Origin of the sequence: Streptomyces apocyni (genome assembly GCF_009739465.1) — a bacterium.
In the GTDB taxonomy this organism is placed as follows: domain Bacteria; phylum Actinomycetota; class Actinomycetes; order Streptomycetales; family Streptomycetaceae; genus Streptomyces; species Streptomyces apocyni.
Genome location: NZ_WHOM01000065.1, coordinates 347,615 through 364,406, shown reverse-complemented (window position 1 = coordinate 364,406; position 16,792 = coordinate 347,615). Strand labels below are relative to the sequence as shown.

At 71.5% G+C, this 16,792-nt stretch carries 16 protein-coding genes; 10 read left to right on the top strand and 6 right to left on the bottom strand.

The window, feature by feature from the left end:
- Positions 1–3 precede the first annotated feature (3 nt).
- Both GCN81_RS20610 and GCN81_RS20605 read left to right on the top strand, forming a co-directional pair.
- The gene (locus GCN81_RS20610; protein ID WP_156726085.1) at positions 4–2,499 is read left to right on the top strand and encodes a SpoIIE family protein phosphatase; all 2,496 of its coding nucleotides are present in this window, start codon (positions 4–6) and stop codon (positions 2,497–2,499) included.
- Positions 2,500–2,585: 86 nt separating this feature from the next.
- Positions 2,586–4,250 carry a GMC oxidoreductase gene (locus GCN81_RS20605; RefSeq protein ID WP_156726084.1) on the top strand — a complete coding sequence of 555 codons (1,665 nt, stop codon included), beginning with the start codon at positions 2,586–2,588 and terminating at the stop codon, positions 4,248–4,250.
- An 11-nt stretch (positions 4,251–4,261) separates the two neighbouring features.
- Here GCN81_RS20605 and GCN81_RS20600 read toward each other — a convergent pair whose 3' ends face one another.
- The 5 genes from GCN81_RS20600 to ku form a co-directional block, all read right to left on the bottom strand.
- Positions 4,262–4,753: a carboxymuconolactone decarboxylase family protein gene (locus tag GCN81_RS20600; RefSeq protein WP_156726083.1), complete on the bottom strand. Its 492-nt coding sequence runs from the start codon at positions 4,751–4,753 to the stop codon at positions 4,262–4,264.
- Between the two features lie 43 nt (positions 4,754–4,796).
- Positions 4,797–5,870 (bottom strand): NAD(P)H-dependent amine dehydrogenase family protein, encoded by a 1,074-nt coding sequence (locus GCN81_RS20595; RefSeq protein WP_156726082.1) that lies wholly within the window; start codon positions 5,868–5,870, stop codon positions 4,797–4,799.
- A gap of 68 nt (positions 5,871–5,938) precedes the next feature.
- Positions 5,939–6,373: an STAS domain-containing protein gene (locus tag GCN81_RS20590; protein WP_156726081.1), complete on the bottom strand. Its 435-nt coding sequence runs from the start codon at positions 6,371–6,373 to the stop codon at positions 5,939–5,941.
- A gap of 153 nt (positions 6,374–6,526) precedes the next feature.
- Positions 6,527–6,748, bottom strand: coding sequence for a hypothetical protein (locus GCN81_RS20585; RefSeq protein ID WP_156726080.1), 222 nt, complete (start codon positions 6,746–6,748; stop codon positions 6,527–6,529).
- 182 nt (positions 6,749–6,930) lie between these two features.
- Positions 6,931–8,136 (bottom strand): non-homologous end joining protein Ku, encoded by a 1,206-nt coding sequence (ku, locus tag GCN81_RS20580; RefSeq protein ID WP_156726079.1) that lies wholly within the window; start codon positions 8,134–8,136, stop codon positions 6,931–6,933.
- Between the two features lie 51 nt (positions 8,137–8,187).
- Here ku and ligD point away from each other — a divergent pair, with 51 nt between their 5' ends.
- The 3 genes from ligD to GCN81_RS20565 all read left to right on the top strand — a co-directional run bounded on the left by ligD (position 8,188) and on the right by GCN81_RS20565 (position 10,614).
- Entirely contained in the window at positions 8,188–9,099 is a 912-nt protein-coding gene (gene ligD, locus GCN81_RS20575; protein WP_156726078.1) for a non-homologous end-joining DNA ligase, read from the top strand.
- The gene (locus GCN81_RS20570) at positions 9,096–10,094 is read left to right on the top strand and encodes an ATP-dependent DNA ligase (RefSeq protein WP_197287719.1); all 999 of its coding nucleotides are present in this window, start codon (positions 9,096–9,098) and stop codon (positions 10,092–10,094) included. Before ligD ends, GCN81_RS20570 begins: the two co-directional genes overlap by 4 nt.
- Positions 10,095–10,185: 91 nt before the next feature.
- Positions 10,186–10,614 (top strand): nuclear transport factor 2 family protein, encoded by a 429-nt coding sequence (locus GCN81_RS20565; protein WP_156726077.1) that lies wholly within the window; start codon positions 10,186–10,188, stop codon positions 10,612–10,614.
- Positions 10,615–10,631: 17 nt separating this feature from the next.
- Here the strand turns inward: GCN81_RS20565 and GCN81_RS20560 are convergent, their stop codons facing one another.
- Entirely contained in the window at positions 10,632–11,435 is an 804-nt protein-coding gene (locus GCN81_RS20560; RefSeq protein WP_156726076.1) for a nuclease-related domain-containing protein, read from the bottom strand.
- Positions 11,436–11,454: 19 nt separating this feature from the next.
- Between GCN81_RS20560 and GCN81_RS20555 the strand changes: the two genes are divergently transcribed.
- The 5 genes from GCN81_RS20555 to GCN81_RS20535 all read left to right on the top strand — a co-directional run bounded on the left by GCN81_RS20555 (position 11,455) and on the right by GCN81_RS20535 (position 16,779).
- On the top strand, positions 11,455–11,676 hold the full coding sequence (locus tag GCN81_RS20555; protein ID WP_407697997.1) for a sortase domain-containing protein: 222 nt from the start codon (positions 11,455–11,457) through the stop codon (positions 11,674–11,676).
- Between the two features lie 34 nt (positions 11,677–11,710).
- Entirely contained in the window at positions 11,711–12,523 is an 813-nt protein-coding gene (locus GCN81_RS20550) for a hypothetical protein (RefSeq protein WP_231626865.1), read from the top strand.
- A complete protein-coding gene (locus tag GCN81_RS20545; RefSeq protein ID WP_156726075.1) occupies positions 12,520–13,800 on the top strand; it encodes a sensor histidine kinase in 1,281 nt (426 codons plus the stop codon). Before GCN81_RS20550 ends, GCN81_RS20545 begins: the two co-directional genes overlap by 4 nt.
- A 136-nt stretch (positions 13,801–13,936) precedes the next feature.
- Positions 13,937–15,319 carry an FtsW/RodA/SpoVE family cell cycle protein gene (locus GCN81_RS20540; RefSeq protein ID WP_156726074.1) on the top strand — a complete coding sequence of 461 codons (1,383 nt, stop codon included), beginning with the start codon at positions 13,937–13,939 and terminating at the stop codon, positions 15,317–15,319.
- Complete coding sequence (locus GCN81_RS20535; RefSeq protein WP_156726073.1) at positions 15,316–16,779, top strand: penicillin-binding transpeptidase domain-containing protein; 1,464 nt, start codon at positions 15,316–15,318, stop codon at positions 16,777–16,779. The genes GCN81_RS20540 and GCN81_RS20535 overlap by 4 nt, the downstream gene beginning before the upstream one ends.
- Positions 16,780–16,792 lie beyond the last annotated feature (13 nt).

Below are 16,792 nucleotides of genomic sequence, written 5' to 3'. Positions count from 1 at the left end.
TAGATGAGCGGGAAAGCGGCTGCCGAAGGTGCCCCCGTGGGTGCTCCGTCGGCCGGTGCGACCGCGGGGGAGGATGGGTTCGCGCTGCTGATCGCGCATGCCTGTGCGCGGGCGGTCGCGGCCGTCGGTGGGCATGCGGGGAGTCTGTATCTGCGCTCCCAGAACCCCGGTGAGCTGCGGCTCGCCGTCATCGCGGGGCTGCCGGTGCGCCTGTTCGGACCGTGGTCGCGGATGCATGTGAACCGGCCCTTCCCGGTCGCGGATGTCTACCGTCTGGGCCGGCCGGTCAGCCTCACCGACTCGCAGGAGGCGATGCGGCGCTACCCGCAGCTGATGGCGGGCCTGCCCTTTGACTTCGGGACGCTGTACGCGCCGATCATGGCCGGGCGGGAGAAGTTCGGGGTACTGGTGGCCGTACGCCGTCCCACCCCGGGCACCCCGGCGACCAGCGGGGACCGGCGGCGGATGCACCGTGCCGCGCAGCGCCTCGGCGCCACACTGTCGGAGCTGGCCGCGGCGGGGGCACCCGTCGGGTGGAACGACGCCCCGGTGTCCGTCCAGTTGCCGGAGGTCACGGTGCAGCCGGTGCGCATCGGGCACTACGACTGGGATCTCGGCACGGGTCTGCTCGACGGGGACGCGGAGATCCGCGCGATCCTCGGCCTGGCCCCCGGCGACCTTCCCGCCACCCTGGAGACCCTGGTCAGGCGGGTCGCGCCGGAGGACGCCTACGGGCTCGGGGCCGCCGCCTTGCAGGCCGCCGACCAGGACCGCCCCGTGGCGAGCAGGATGCGGCTGCTGGGTGCGGACGGACACCCGCACCTGGTGGAGCTGACCGCGCGGCGCATCCCGCCGGACGCCGACGCCCTGCACGGCCGCCTGACCGGGCTGCTGGTGGATCTCGGCACCGGGATCGTCGCGGCCGGGGCTCCCGACCAGCTCCCTGACGGCGTCATCTCACTGGACCGCTTCGGCAGGGTCGTCCACGCCAACGACCGGGCCGAGGCCCTGGTCGGCCGGAGCCTCAAGCAGCTGGCCGGGCAGGTGCTGTGGGAGGCCGTTCCCTGGCTGGGCAGCGCGGCGTACGAGGACCACTACCGGTCCGCGCTGCTGTCCCTGAACCCCGTGCACTTCGCTGCCTGCCGGACCCCGCAGCAGTGGCTGTCGGTGTCGCTGTACCCCCGCCGTGACGGGATCAGCGTCACTTTCACCGCGGTGGACGAGCCCTCGTACACGCCCACGTCCGTGGTGCGGCCGGGCGTGGGTCTCGGGTCACCCGCCGACCGCGCCGCCGCGCTCTACCGCCCGGTCGCCCTGGCCATCGCGCTGACCGAGGCGGTCACCGCGCGTCAGGTGTCGGCCGTGGTGACCGAGGAGCTGCTGCCCGCGTTCGGTGGCCGCCAACTGGCGATCTACCTCCTCCGGGAGGGCCATCTCCACCTGGCCTGGGAGACCGGCTTCCCGCACGGCTTCCTCGACCGGTTCGACGGCGTCGGACTCGACGCCCGGCTGCCAGGGGTGGAGACCCTCACCTCGGGGCGGCCCATCTTCTTCGAGTCGATGGAGCTCCTGGCCTCGGCCTACCCCGGCATCCCGCTGGACGCACACAGCGGAGCCCGCGCCTTCCTGCCGCTGATCGCCTCCGGACGGCCGGTCGGCTCGTGCATTCTCGGCTTCGACCAGCCACGCGGCTTCAGCCCCGAAGACCGTACGGTCCTCACCGCGCTCGCCGGACTGATCGCGCAGGCCCTGGAGCGTGCCAGGCGCTACGACTCCGAGGCCGCGCTGGCCCGCGGGCTCCAGGACGCGCTGCTGCCACAGGAGCTGCCGGTCCGCGATGACGTGGACACGGTCGGGCGCTATCTGCCGGGCACCCACGGCATGGACGTGGGCGGCGACTGGTACGACGTCGTGGAGACCGAGCGGGGGCTCGCCCTCGTCATCGGCGACGTACAGGGCCACGGCGTCGCGGCCGCCGCGACGATGGGACAACTCCGCAGTGCGGTACGCGCCTTCGCGCTCTCCGGAGGAGCACCCCAGGAAGTGATGCGCGGCACGAACCGGCTGCTCATCGACCTGGCACGGGACCAGATCGCCAGCTGCTGCTACATCGTCCTCGACCCGGTGACCGGCCTCGCCCAGGCCGTACGCGCCGGGCACCCACAGCCGCTGCTGCGCCACCCCGACGGACGCACCGAAGTGCTGGACCTGGCGGGTGGCGTCGTACTCGGCGTGGATGGGGAGGCGTCGTACGGCCTCACCGAACTGCGGCTGGAGCCCGGCGCGGTGCTCGCGCTCTACACCGACGGTCTGGTGGAACACCCGGGCACGGACATCGACGAAGGTGTCGAGCTGCTCCGACGGTCTCTCGCCACCAGCGAGTTCTCCTCGCTCGTCGACGTCTCCAACAAGTTGATCAACGAGGCACGGACCGCGACCGAACGCCCCGACGACATCGCGCTGCTCCTGGCTGCTCGGCGCGCGGAGCGTACGCCGTGACAAAAGTTACTTATCGGTATGCGGTGACTTCGTAAGGCAGCGGCAGTAATACGTGTTCTCATTCCGTCGAGAGTGAGGAACATCACATGACCGCCACTGTCAGGCACAACGCGAGCTCGCCGGGTGTGACCCGGCGCGGATTCATCGCTGGAACAGGTTCTCTTATCGGCGCCGCGACCCTCGCGGGGCACGCCACACCGGCTTACGCGCAGGCCGACCCCGGCGCCCACGTCCAGGCCCTGGTGATCGGGACCGGCTACGGCGGTTCGGTCGCCGCGTTGCGGCTCGCCGAGGCCGGGGTCGAGGTGCACATGGTCGAGATGGGGATGGCCTGGGACACCCCGGGGCCGGACGGGAAGATCTTCGCCAACACCACAGCGCCGGACTTCCGTTCGTTCTGGCTCCGCACCAGAACCAGGCAGCCGATCAGCCAGTTCCTCGGCTTCCCGCTCGACAAGAACGTGCCCTGCTACACCGGCATCCTGGACGCCGAGGACTTCGGCGGGATCACCGTCTACCAGGGACGCGGGGTCGGCGGCGGGTCGCTGGTCAACGGGGGGATGGCGGTCACGCCCCGGCGCGAGAACTTCGGCGCTGTGCTCCCGTCGGTCGACGTCGACGAGATGTACGACGTCTACTATCCGCGCGCCAACGCGGGCCTCGGCGTCAGCGACGTCGACCCCGGCTGGTGGGAGACGACCGACTGCTACAAGTACGCGCGGGTCGGCCGTAAGCACGCCGAGCGCTCCGGGTTCCCGTTCGTCTTCGTACCGAACGTGTACGACTGGGAGTACATGGCGCAGGAGGCGACCGGGTCCGTACCGAAGTCCGCGCTGGCCGGTGAGGTCCTGTACGGCAACAACCACGGCAAGAAGTCGCTACGCCAGACCTACCTGGCCGCCGCCCTGGCGACCGGCCGGGTCACCATCTCGCCGCTGCACAAGGTCACTTCCGTGGCCCCGGTGAGCGGCGGAGGCGGCAGCGGAGGCGGCGGCAGCCCGGGGTACGCCGTCGTCATCGACCAGATCGACACCGGCGGCGCCACCACCGCCACCCAGACCGTCACCGCGGACACGGTGTTCTTCGCGGCCGGAAGCGTCGGCACCAGCAAGCTGCTGACCCGGCTGAAGGCGACCGGCGTACTGCCCGGCCTGAACGGCGAGATCGGCAAGGGCTGGGGCGACAACGGGAACGTCATGTGCGGGCGGGCCAACCACCTGTGGGACCCGACCGGCAAGCTCCAGTCCGCCATGCCCACGGCCGGGATCGACAACTGGGCCGCGGGCGGCGCGTTCGCCGAGGTGGCGCCCCTGCCGACCGGGATCGAGACCTACGCCTCGTTCTATCTGTCGATCACGAACAACCCGCACCGCGCGGAGTTCTCCTGGAACGCCGGGTCGGGTGCGGTGGAACTGAACTGGCGGACCGCGTGGAAGCAGCCGTCCATCGCCGCCGCCAAGACGATCTTCGACAAGATCAACTCAAAGGAGGGGACGATCTACCGGACCGACCTCTTCGGCGCGTACAAGATCTGGGGCGACCATCTCACGTACCACCCGCTCGGTGGCGCGGTGCTGAACCGGGCGACCGACAACCACGGGCGGCTGCACGGGTATACGGGCTTGTACGTCATCGACGGATCGCTCATCCCCGGCAACGCCAGCGTCAACCCGTTCGTCACCATCACGGCGCTCGCCGAGCGGAACATCGAGTCGCTCATCGCCACTGACTTCCAGGCGCTGAGGCGCTGAGGCGCTGACCGCTAGGCGGTGTGCGGCGGCAGGACGCACACAGCGTCCAGGCCCAGTACGTGATTGAGGCGCCCGAACGCCAGCCAGGAGCCGATACTCATGCTCAGCTCCACGATCTCGCGCTGGCTGTAGTGGGCGGTCATCCGGGACCAGAACCCGTCGTCGCCGTCCAGACCGTGGTGATCCAGGGCGTACCGCTCGGCGTACTCGGCGGCCAGGCGGGTGCGGTCGTCGAAGGCGTCGGTGGTACGCCACTGGGTCACCGCGTCAGCGAAGGCGTCCTCGACCTTCTCGCCGTCCCGTTCGGTACGCCAGTCGAGGCAGAAGAGGCAGCCGTTGATCTGGGCGATCCGCAGCCGCGCGGCCTCGAACTCGCGTAGGCCGAGGGTGGTGTGCTCGTACACGGCGAGCGAGAAGGCGGAGGCCGCCGTGCCGATGCCGGGGACCAGCTCGCCCCAGACGTACCCGATCGCGTCCTTGCCCTCGGGGATGTCGATGTTCATCGCGGACTCCTTCTCAGGGTGCCGGGGCTACGTTGTGCCGGGGCTACGTTGTGCCGGGGCTCAGCGTGCCGGGGCTCAGCGGGACGTCGAGTGCGTCGTAGAGGCCGGGTTTCGCCGCCGCCAGCCAGTCGATGGCGCCGACCAGTCGGCCGACCGCGGTGGCGTTTCCGCCCGCTGACCGGTTCTCGCCCTCATCGGTGGCCTCCACCGTGACCTCGATACGCGGTCGGCCCTCGATGATCACGCGATGGGCTCCGGCGCCGTCCGGTGGCGTGGGCCAGTGGGGTGCGCAGGACGGGTGGATACGGGTGATGTGCTCGATCACGATGCGGGGTTCGCCGTCGATAAGGCCCCGCACCTCGAAGCGGACCGCGCCCTGGGTGGCGGCCGGGAACTCGCCCATGGTCGGGGTGCGCACAGTGGTGTCGAGGGGGCAGCGGTCCAGGGTCTCGCCGATCTCGTCGAGTTCGGTGCCCAGTGCCCTCGCCATCAGCCGTAGCTGCCCGCCCCACACCAGGGTCGGGACGCCCGGCGCGAGCATCGGCGGCTCGTATTCCATGGGCTGGCCCATGCCGACCAGGTAGCGGACCGAGGCCTCCTGGTCGTACGTGGAGTAGTCGAAGATCTCCTGGCAGCGGATCGCGTCCACGGTGGTCCCGAGTCCGCTGATCAGCAGCGGCAGAACGTCATTGGCCCAGCCCGGGTCGACGCCGGACACGAACAGCGAGCCTCCGCCGTCCGCGATCGCGCCCAGCACGGGTTCCCGTAACTCCGGCGGGGCACCCCGCTGGTCGTACAGCGCGTACAGCGCGGGCGTGACGACGACGGCCCCGGCCCGGATCGCCCGCAGCACGTCGGCGAGGGCCTCGTCGGGGCGGAGGTCTCCGGAGGCCGCGTACACGACGGCGCGTGGCGCGGCGGCGAGCACCGCGTCGACGTCGTCGGTCGCCGCCAGGCCCCACGGACGCGCAAGCCCGGCGAGTTCGCCCGCGTCGCGGCCGACCTTCTCCGGGTTCTGTACGAGCACCGCCGCGAGCTCGAGCGCGGGATGGGCCTGAACGGCGCGCAGGGCCGCGCGCCCGACGTTGCCGGTACCCCAGACGACCGTGGGAATCATGCGCGGGAGAGTAACCCCGGCGCCTTGTGATTCCCAGAGCCGCGCACCGGCGTCTCAGTTCCCGCCCGTCAGCTGGGCCAGCCGTCCGTGCGCCACTGTCGGTCCTGCCGGTCCTGCCCGTCCTGCCGATCCTTCCGGCCAGACGGGCGCTCGGAGGTCGCGCCCCACGGCTTCCGGGCGGCGAGCGCGGCGGCCAGGTCACCGTGGACCGTGAGCGGCGGGCCGTCACCGTCGGGTACGAGCGAGCCGTCTGCGGGGATCGCGGCGAGCTCCAGGGAGCGTCCCTGGTCGGCGAGGCGGCGGGCGGCCAGCGTGATGGCGCTCTGGCCGTCGGCGGACCAGCCGCGCAGTTCGGTGAGGTCCAGGACGACGGGCCCCGCACCCCGGGCCAGTACCCAGCCGACGGCGCCGGTGAAGCGGCCTACGGCATCCGCGCCGAGGTAACCGGCGACGGAGAGGACGCCGTGGTCCCGCTCGCTCGAGTAGCGCCACTCAATGGTCATGGGGTTTTTGCCTTTCATCGCTGCCCGAAGCAGGTCCTTCACAGGGGCAGGGTGATCCAGGCGCTCGACGACAGCGGCGAGTGCTCCGTTGCAGCCGAGGGTATCCGCCGGTGGGTTCCGGCGGCCCAAGCGCCTACGGCGAGGTGACGCGGTTCAGAGCTTGTCCATGCCCGTGTACGGGCTGGCGATCCTGGCCTGGCGGGAGCCGAAGTCGACGAGTGCGGCGATGCCGTCCTCGACGCCGATGATCCTGCCGAGGCCGTACTGGTCGTGGGAGACGCGGTCCCCCAGGGCAAAGTGCTTCACCGGCGCGACGACCGGGGCTTTGAAGGGGCTCGTGGGCAGGTGGCGCCGGGGCGCGGATGGCTTTGTCATTGAGTTCAGTATGCGCCACCCGGGCACCCTTCGGTCAGAGCCGGTAGGGCGACGATGAGATGACGAAGCGGTCTCGATCTTTGTTAGTCGCTGGCGGCGGGTGGGGAGTTGTGCTCCGCATGACCCCCACGCCAGGTCACCTTGACCTCATTTGCTGGGTACCGTCGTGTTTTGCGGACTGCTCAGGCGGAGGCGCGCTTCTTGGGCGAGGCCTTCTTGGCCGTACCTTTCGCGGCCGAAGTCGACTTGGAGCTGGCCGCTGTCTTCTTGGCCGTGCCCTTGACGGACGTACTTTTGGTAGCCGTACTTTTGGTGGCCGCGCTCTTGCTGGGGGTGGTCTTGGCGGACGCGCGTTTGCCCGCGGTGCCGGTGCCCGCGGTGCGCGTGCCCGCGGTGCCCGTGCCCGCGGTGGTCTTCGTGGCCCGCTTCTTCGCGGGCGCCTTCTTCGCCGCCCTCCCCGAGGCCGTGGACTTCTTGCCGCCCACCTCCTTGGGCGCGGTGGGGGCCGACCTGCGCGCGGCGGCCGCCTTGCGGCGGGCGGGCAGTGAGGTCACCTCCGCGACCTCGCCGGAGCCCGAGTCCGGGGCCTCCGCCGACTCGCCCGCCCCGCCCCGGGCCTCCCGCGCCGCCTGGACACTGTTCTCCAACGCGGCCATCAGGTCGATGACCTTGCCGCCGCCCGCGGCGGCCGCCGGTTCGGAAGGGAGCGGGGCGCCCGAGGCCTTCGCGGCGATCATCTCCTCGACCGCCTCGCGGTAGTCGTCGTGCAGCGAGTCGACGTCGACCTCGCCCAGCGTCTCCATCAGCGCGTCCGCGAGGTCCAGCTCGGCGTCCCGTACGGTCACCTCGGCCTCGGGGGCCACCCCTTCGGGCGCGCGGATCTCGTCCGGCCAGAGCAGTCCGTGCATGGCGATCACGTCATCGACGACCCGCAGCATGCCCAGCCGCTCCCGCCCCCGTAGCGCGAACTTGGCCAGCGCCACCTTCTGGCTGCGCTTGAGCGCCTCGCGCAGCAGGGTGTACGGCTTGGCGGCGGTCACGCCGTTCACCGCCAGGTAGTACGCGGCGCCCATCTGGAGCGGGTCGATCCGGTCGGCCGGGATGAAGGCGACGATCTCGATGGTCTTGGCGGTCGGGATGGGCAGCGCCGCCAGGTCCTCGTCGGTGATCGGCACCATCGACCCGTCCGCCTCCTCGTACGCCTTGCCGATCTCGGCCGACGTGACCTCCTTCTCCTCCAGCTCACACACCTTGCGGTAGCGGATACGGCCGCCGTCGGTGGTGTGGATCTGCCGGAACGAGATCGCGTGGCTCTCGGTGGCGTTCACCAGCTTGATCGGGATGCTGACCAGGCCGAAGGAGATGGCACCGTTCCATATGGATCGCACGTCATACCCCTTTGGTCGATAATCTTCGCGATTGCGTGGGATTCTCATCGTATGACGCCGATCACAGAGGTGGAGGGGCGGCGCCTGGCGCTCTCGAATCTGGACAAGGTGCTCTATCCGGCGACCGGCTTCACCAAGGGCGAGGCGCTGCACTACTACGCGACCACGGCCGGGCCCCTGCTGGCGCATCTGTTCAACCGCCCGGTGTCGTTCCTGCGCTTCCCCGACGGCCCTGACGGTCAGCGGTTCTTCGCCAAGAACGTTCCACCGGGCACGCCCACCTGGGTGCATACCGCCTCCGTACCCCGGCACGCCGACGGCGAGGCGGCGGCCACCCAGATCCTGATCCAGGACCTGGCGTCGCTGATGTGGGCGGCGAACCTGGTCACCGAGTTCCACACCCCGCAGTGGCAGGCGGACGCTCCGGGCCAGGCCGACCGGATGGTCTTCGACCTGGACCCGGGCGCCCCGGCCACGATCGTCGAGTGCTGCCAGGTCGCGCGCTGGCTACGGGAGCGGCTGGCCGCCGACGGACTGCTCGGGTACCCGAAGACCTCGGGAGCGAAGGGCCTGCATGTGCTGGTACCGCTGGAGCCGACGCCGTCCGACCAGGTCACGGCGTACGCGAAGGAGCTCGCGGTCGAGGCCGAGAGCGAGCTGCCGGGTCTCGCGCTGCACCGGATGACGCGCAGCCTGCGTCCGGGCAAGGTCTTCGTGGACTTCAGTCAGAACGCCGCCGCCAAGACCACCGCCACCCCGTACACCCTGCGCGCCCGCCCCGAACCGACCGTCTCGACACCCGTGACCTGGGACGAGGTCGAGGCCTGCACCGATCCGGCGCAGCTGTCGTTCCTGGCCACGGAGATCGCGCCCCGGCTGCGGCAGCACGGCGATCTGCTCGGCCCGCTGATCAACCTCAACCGCGCCCGGCCGCTGCCCCGGAGACCGCGGAGGCCCCGGTGACCCCGGGGCGTGCGCTTCACCTTCCGGTTAAGGTCGCGCTCGCCGCGTCGGTGGACGCGCTGCCGGAGGACGGTGCGGGGTGGGCGTACGAGCCGAAGTTCGACGGGCATCGGATGGTGGTGCTGCGCTACGGAGACGGAGACGGCGACCGCGATGGTGGTGGTGACGGCGATGGTGCTGGTGCTGGCGCTGGCGCTGGCGCTGGCGCTGGTTACGGTGACGGTGATGGGGTGGTGTTGCAGGCGCGTTCGGGGCGCCGGATCACCCCCGCGTTTCCCGATCTGGCCGAGGCCGCGCGCGGGCTCCCGGCCGGGACGGTCCTGGACGGCGAGGTGGTGGTGTGGACCGGCGGCCGGATCGACTTCGCCGCCGTACAGCACCGGGCCGCCGCCACGCCCGGCCGGGCCGCCGCGCTGGCCTCGGCGCTGCCCGCCTCGTACGCGGCCTTCGATCTGCTCGCCCTGGCCGGTGCGGATCTGCGCGGCAGCCCGTACCAGCGGCGGCGCGCGCTGCTGGTCGACCTGCTGACACCGTTGGGCCCCCCGCTCCAGCCCGTGCCGATGACGACGGATCGTACGACCGCCCTGACCTGGTACGAGACGCTCAGGGCGACCGGCATCGAGGGGCTGGTGGCCAAACGGCTCGACCAGCCGTATCCGGGCGGGCGCCGGACCTGGCTGAAGCTGCGGCACAGCGACACCCAGGACGCGGTGGTGGTCGGCTACACGGGCAGCGAGGCCCGGCCCCGGGCGCTGGTCCTCGTCCTGCCCGGGGACGGCACGCCGGTGGTGTCGAGCCCGCTGTCCGCCGCCGTACGCGCCCAGGCCGCGGCCCGGCTGCCGGAGGCGGACGGGGAGGCCACGGCGGTGGCGACCGGGCTGGGCGAGATCACGTACCGGACCGTGCCGGGGGAACTCACGGTCGAGGTACGGCAGACCACGACGCGCCATCCGGTGGCGTCGGTCGTACGCGTCCGTGACCCGGATCACAGCTAATCCCGATGCCTAATCAAGTTTGACTAGCTGACCCTCGCGGGCATACCTTCCTCACGTAACCAAACTTGACCACCTGGCGCGAGGAGCGCGTATGACCTTCCTGCCCGAGACCGGATACACCCCGACCGCCGAGGACCGCGCGAGCCTGGACGCCTGGTTCGCGGAGTACGACGCACAGAGCGGCAAGCGCGACGTCGAGCGCATGGCCGACATGGCGGTCTTCCCGCTCAACCTGGTGAGCGACGACTCCGCGGGCAACGGCACGTCGGCACAGTGGGACCGGCAGCGGTTCGTGGAGACGATGACCCACGTCATGGGGGACGGCGGCGCGGACATCACGTTCGAGTCGACCCGCACCCCCGTCTTCCTCTCCCCCGCCCTGGCCGTGGTCTTCACGGACTCGACCATGACCACGCCGGAGGGCACCCAGCAGCTCCGCTACGCCGACATCCTGCTGCGGCGCGGCGGCGTCTGGGCCTTCCAGACGATGATCCAGGGCGGCTGGGGCGACAACCTGTAGGCGCACCTGGCCGCGGGTCAGACCCGCAGCCAGGTGCGCCGGTCGCGGGCGTGCCCGTACAGCGCCTCGATGTCCGCGGGCTTCAGTACGCCGCCGAGCCCGGCCAGCTCCGCGAGCTCGCTCTCCGGGAGCACCCGGAGCTCGCGCGGCACCGCCCGCACGTCGACCGCCCCCGCGTCGGTCACCGCCAGCAGGGGCCGCACCTCGGCCGTCAACGCGAAGCCCGCGCGGTCGGCCTGGTGCCGCAGGGCACGGAGCAGTGGTTGGGGGGCGGTGCGGCCGAGCGCGACGTTCGGGTCGGCGACGCGTACCCGCTGGCGGTGCGCGTTCAGCGCGTAGACGCAGAAGAGCCCGGCGGGCCCGAGCGCCAGATGGTGAATACGGGTACCGCCCGGCAGCGGGACCGAGTGCAGGGTGCGCCAGCCCGCGCCCTCCAGCCGGTCCAGTGCCCCGCCCACGGCCTGTTCGGCGGCGAGGGCACGGCGGCGCGGGTCGGCGCGCAGCCTGCGGGGTGGCGCGGGGTCGCGGTCGAGGGCGATCAGGAGGGCCTCGCCCGGGCGGTTCGGGGCCAGGTCGTCGTCCGGGTGCAGGCTCAGCCTGAGCAGGTCGGACGCGGTGGGTACGGGCGGCGGGCCGACGGTGACCGGCCCGCTGAGGTACGGGCGCAGCGCTTCCAGTACGGGTTCTCTGCGCTCGTCGTGCAGGAGGCTCACCCGGCCCGCGTCGCGGTCGTACCAGGCGACGCTTCTCCCGTCCGGCAGCAGGACGTAGTACCTCTCCTGCCCGTGTCGCCAGGTCGGTACGACCCGCAGTCCGGTCATGCCACATCACCCCACGACCATGGGAGCAGCCCCGGCGGGGAGGGGCAAGAGCCGGGCGGACAGCACGACCGCGACGTTCCGGGTCCGCGAGATCGAGCAGGTCGCGAAAAAGGACTTCCCCACGAATAAGGTGTACGGGGTGACGAAAACCCCGGAGCTTCGGCTGCTCACCTGCGGCGGCGGCCTCCAGGGCGGCCACCGCGCCGACAACATCGTCCTCTACGCCGACCTCGTGAACTAGGCCGCGGCCGCGGGCCTCGGCAGGCAGGAGCGCCGTGACCCGACGCCTGACACCGGGGCCCGTCAGGCTGCCCGTCGCGCTACCCGTCGCCGCCATGCTCCTCCTGCTCGGGCTCACCGTGACGGGCTGCGACAGTCACGACGGCGCCGAGTCCGCGGGGCCGACCCCCAGCGTCGTCGGTCCGGCCGAGCTGTGGCCCGACCTGCCGCCACCTCCTGCCGAGGACCGGGACGGGCTCGACGACGAGATGGCCGAGGCCGTACCTGGCATCGACGTGCCGGGGGGTGACCTGCGTAGGGTCGACCCGGTCGCCATCGTGCAGGCGGAGGCGGCCGCCAACCCGGACACGTACACCGGAGTGGACGCGCTGCCCGATGACACCGCGAGCGCGGTGGCCGAGTGCGGCATGGCGGGCTCGGCCGACGCCGACTGCCCGGTCCTGGAGCCGTACTACCGGGACATGACCGGCAACGGCGAGGACGAGCTGATCGTCGGCATCGAGTTCTCCGACGGCAGTCTGGGCATCCGCTGCTACCAGGTCGCCCCTGACGGCAAAGGATTGATCCGGATCATGTCCACCGCCCAGCCCGTGAACAGCGTGGAGGTGGCGGCGCGGGACCTGATCGTCCACTCCCCCGCGCATATCGCCGACTACGAGTACCGGGACGTCTGGTCCTGGGACGCACAGCAGAAGGCGATGATCCCCAAGCGTCTGGAGATCATCCCCGCCCGCCCGGACGGCACCAGCCCCGTTCCCAGCGCTGTTCCCCTCCCCAACCCGAGCCCCCGCACCGGCCCGAGTGCGAGCCCGAGTCCGAGTCCGAGTCCATCGGCGGCCCGCTCATGAGGTTCCGACCGCCCGCCTGGACCTCGACCCTCACCTGGAAGGCTGCGGTCTTCATCGCGGTGATGTGCTGCTTGCTCGCGGCGCTGCTCGGTTCTCTCGTCCATGTCGCCGTGACCAGCCAGATCGTGGGCTATGCCCGCGAGCGGGCCCTCACCAAACTGGAGGACGTCAGCCGCGTGTACGAGACCGGGGACCAGCTTCCCCCGGGCTCCGGCCTCGACCCGCCCGGACTGCCGGGCGCGCTGCGCGAGCTCGCCTTGGGTGGGCAGCGGGCCACCATGGTCGCCGACCACGACGGCCGCCCGGTCATGTGGGCGGCGGGGCCCGCCGACGACGGCCAGGTGATCACCGCCGAGATCGACTACACCCAGGGCGCCAAGGCGATCGACGGCCTGGACCGCGCCATCGTCGGCTCGTCCGCCCTGTCCATCGGCGCCACGCTGCTGATCGGCTCCTTCGCCGTGACCCGGGTGACGCGCCGACTCCACCAGACCGCGTCCGTGGCCCGCCGGATCAGCGCGGGTGACCTGGACGCGCGGGTGAATGACCCCCGTACGAAGAACCCCGCGCGCCGCCGGGACGAGGTGACCGCGGTGGCCGGGGCGCTGGACACGATGGCCTCGTCTCTCCAGAGCAAGCTGGAGAGCGAGCAGCGGTTCACCGCGGATGTCGCGCATGAGCTGCGCACCCCGCTGACCGGGCTGCACGCGGCGGCCGAGCTGCTGCCGCCCGGGCGGCCCGCGGAGCTGGTCAGGGACCGCGTACAGGCCATGCGGTCGCTGACCGAGGATCTGCTGGAGATCTCCCGGCTCGACTCCAGGTCCGAGCGGCTCGAACTCGACGCGCACCAGCTCGCGGCGGTCGCCGAACGGGTGGTCCGGGCCTCGGGAACGGACACCGAGGTCGTGGTCGTCCGCGACGTGTGCGTCGAGACGGACCGCCGACGCCTCGAACGCGTACTCGGCAATCTGCTGGGCAACGCGCACAAGCACGGGCGGGCCCCGGTGGTACTGACGGTCGACGGGCCCGTGGTCACCGTGCGCGACCACGGTGACGGCTACCCGGACTACCTGGTGTCGCACGGCCCGCAGCGCTTCAGGACGGAGAGCGGGGCGCGGGGTGGGCATGGGCTCGGGCTGACGATCGCGGCGGGCCAGGCGGGAGTGCTCGGGGCGAACCTGGAGTTCACCAACGCGCCAGACGGCGGGGCGCTCGCCCGCCTCACGCTCCCTGACGGTACGGAGTGCGCCTGCGATCCGGAGCCTCCCGCGCCGTAGACGGGCGGGACGGGCGGGGCTGTCGGGAACCAGTGGGACCGGTGGGACTGGCGGGACCGGCGGACCTCCCTTTGTGCAACGCCGCCGCCCCCGTCAATCTCCGTACGCACCCCATCCGCTTGCTACGTTGCCCGTTATGTCCGGAACCGGTACGGCGGTAGTCGCCAAGGAGAGCGCCGAGACGCCCCTACCGCCCGCCCGGGTCCCCCGACGCCGCGGCACCGAGCTGGCTCTGCTGGTGCTGGCCGTCGGCGTCTCGGTGCTCGGATACGTCCATGTCGGGCTCGCCAGAAGCCACGCGGTCCCCCCGGACGCCGCCAGGTACGGCGCCGGTCTCGGCGTACTCGCGCTGCTGGCCCATCTGGCCGTGCGCTGGCGCGCTCCCTGCGCCGACCCGCTGTTCCTGCCGATCGCCGTCCTCCTCAACGGCCTGGGTCTGGTCCTGATCTACCGGCTCGACCTGGAAACCCCCGGCGACATGGCCGCCCCGGCCCAACTCGTCTGGTCCACGGCCGGAGTCGCCCTGTTCATCGCGGCGGTCGTGGTGCTACGCGACCACCGCACGCTCCAGCGCTACACGTACGTCTCCGTGGTCGCTGCGCTGGCCCTGCTCACGCTCCCCATCCTCTTCCCTCCGGTGAACGGCGCCCGGATCTGGATCAGGCTCGCCGGATTCTCCATCCAGCCAGCGGAGTTCGCCAAGATCCTGCTGGCGGTGTTCTTCGCCGCGTACCTGGCGGCGAACCGTACCGCCCTCGCCTACACCGGCCGACGCCTCTGGAAACTCCAGCTCCCCACGGGACGCGTACTCGGCCCGATCGTCGCGATCTGGCTGCTCAGCGTCGGCGTACTGATCCTGGAGCGCGACCTGGGCACCTCGCTGCTGTTCTTCGGCCTCTTCGTCGTCCTGCTGTACGTGGCCACCGGCCGTACCGGCTGGATCGCCGTCGGCCTGCTGCTCGCGGTGGTCGGCGCGATCGCCGTCGGCTCACTCGAGCCCCACGTACACAGCCGCGTCAAGGTCTGGCTGCACCCCTTCGCCTCCATCGACGCGGGCGACGGACCCACCCAACTCGCCCAGTCCCTCTTCGCGTTCGCCGCGGGCGGGCTGCTCGGCACCGGCCTCGGGCTCGGTGACTCGATCCTGATCGGGTTCGCCGCGAAGTCCGACTTCATCCTGGCGACGGCGGGCGAGGAGCTGGGCCTGAGCGGGCTCTCCGCGATCTTCCTGCTGTACGCGCTGCTGGTGGCCCGCGGTTTCCGGGCGGGCCTTGCCCTGCGCGACGCGTTCGGGCGACTGCTGGCCACCGGGCTGGCGTCGATCCTCGCGCTCCAGGTGTTCGTGATCGCGGGCGGGGTGTCCGGTCTGATCCCGCTCACGGGCATGGCGATGCCGTTTCTCGCGCAGGGCGGCTCGTCCGTGGTGACCAACTGGATCATCGTCGCGCTGCTGATCAGGGTCAGCGACTCGGCGCGCTGCCAACCGGACGAGCAGGCGCGGGAAGGGGTCCCCGAGTGATCCGCCACATCCGACTCGCCGCCGCCTTCTCCCTGCTCCTGATGCTCGCGCTGCTCGTCAACGCCGCCCGTATCCAGGTCTTCCAGTCCGAGGAGTACGACAACAACCCGGCCAACCGCAGAGTGGCCATCGCCCGCTACGCCCAGCCCCGCGGCGACATCCTGGTGGACGGCAAGCCGGTCACCGGCTCCCGGGACACCGGTCAGCAACTCCGCCACGAACGCACATACGAGAACGGCCCGTTGTACGCCCCCGTCACCGGCCACGCCTCGCAGACGTACGGCACGACGTTCCTGGAGGACGCCGAGGACGCCGCACTCTCCGGCACCGACCCGATGTTCAGGCCGTTCCCCGCATGGAACGCCCTCACCCGGTCCGAGCCGCCCGGCGGTCAGGTGCACACCACCATCGAGCCCTCGGTGCAACAGGCCGCGTACAACGCGCTCCGCGACAAACCAGGCGCGGTGGCGGCGCTCGACCCGGCCACCGGGCGCGTACTGGCCCTGGTCTCCACGCCGTCGTACGACCCCGAGCTGCTGTCCGGTACGGGGTCCACCGCGACCCGGAACTGGAAGCGGCTGAACACAGCCGCGAGCAAGCCGATGCTGAACCGGGCGCTCCGGCAGACCTATCCACCCGGCTCCGCCTTCAAGGTGGTGACGGCCGCGGCGGCGCTGGAGTCCGGCGTCGTGAAGGATATCGACGCACCGACGAAGTCCCCCGACCCGTACACCCTGCCCGGCACCTCGACCAAGCTCACCAACGCGGTGGCGGGCTGCGCGGACGCCTCGCTGCGGTACGCCGTCGTGTGGTCCTGCAACACGGCGCTGGCGAACCTCGGGGATCAGGTGGGGCTACGCGGGATGGTGCGGGTGGCGGAGCGGTTCGGCTTCAACGACAGCGGCCTGACGATCCCCTCCCCGGTCTCCCGGAGCAACTTCGACACCGACATGGACCGGGCGCAGCTGGCGCTCTCCTCGATCGGGCAGTACGACACGACGGCGACGCCGTTGCAGATGGCGATGGTGTCGGCTGCGGTGGCGAACGGCGGTGACCTGAAGGTCCCGTACCTGGTGGACCGGGTGACCACCCGACACGGCGCCATCGTCTCGACCCGGCACCCCCGCTCGCTGGACCGCCCCTTCGGCCAGCGCACCGCGCAGCTGCTCCGCGAGATGATGATCGGCGCCGTCGAGGAAGGCACCGGCGAGAACGCGGCCATCCCGGGCGCGATCGTCGGCGGCAAGACCGGCACCGCCCAGCACGGCATCGCCAACTCGGGCCTCCCGTACGCCTGGTTCGTCTCCTGGGCCCAGCCTCAGCACGGGGCCCGCCCGGCGGTCGCGGTCGCGGTGGTCGTGGAGGACGCGGCGGCCGACCGGGAGGACATCAGCGGGGGCGGCAGCGCGGCGCCGATCGCGCGGGCGGTGATGGAGGCGGCGTTGAACGCTGAGCCCTGAGCGCTGACGGGCC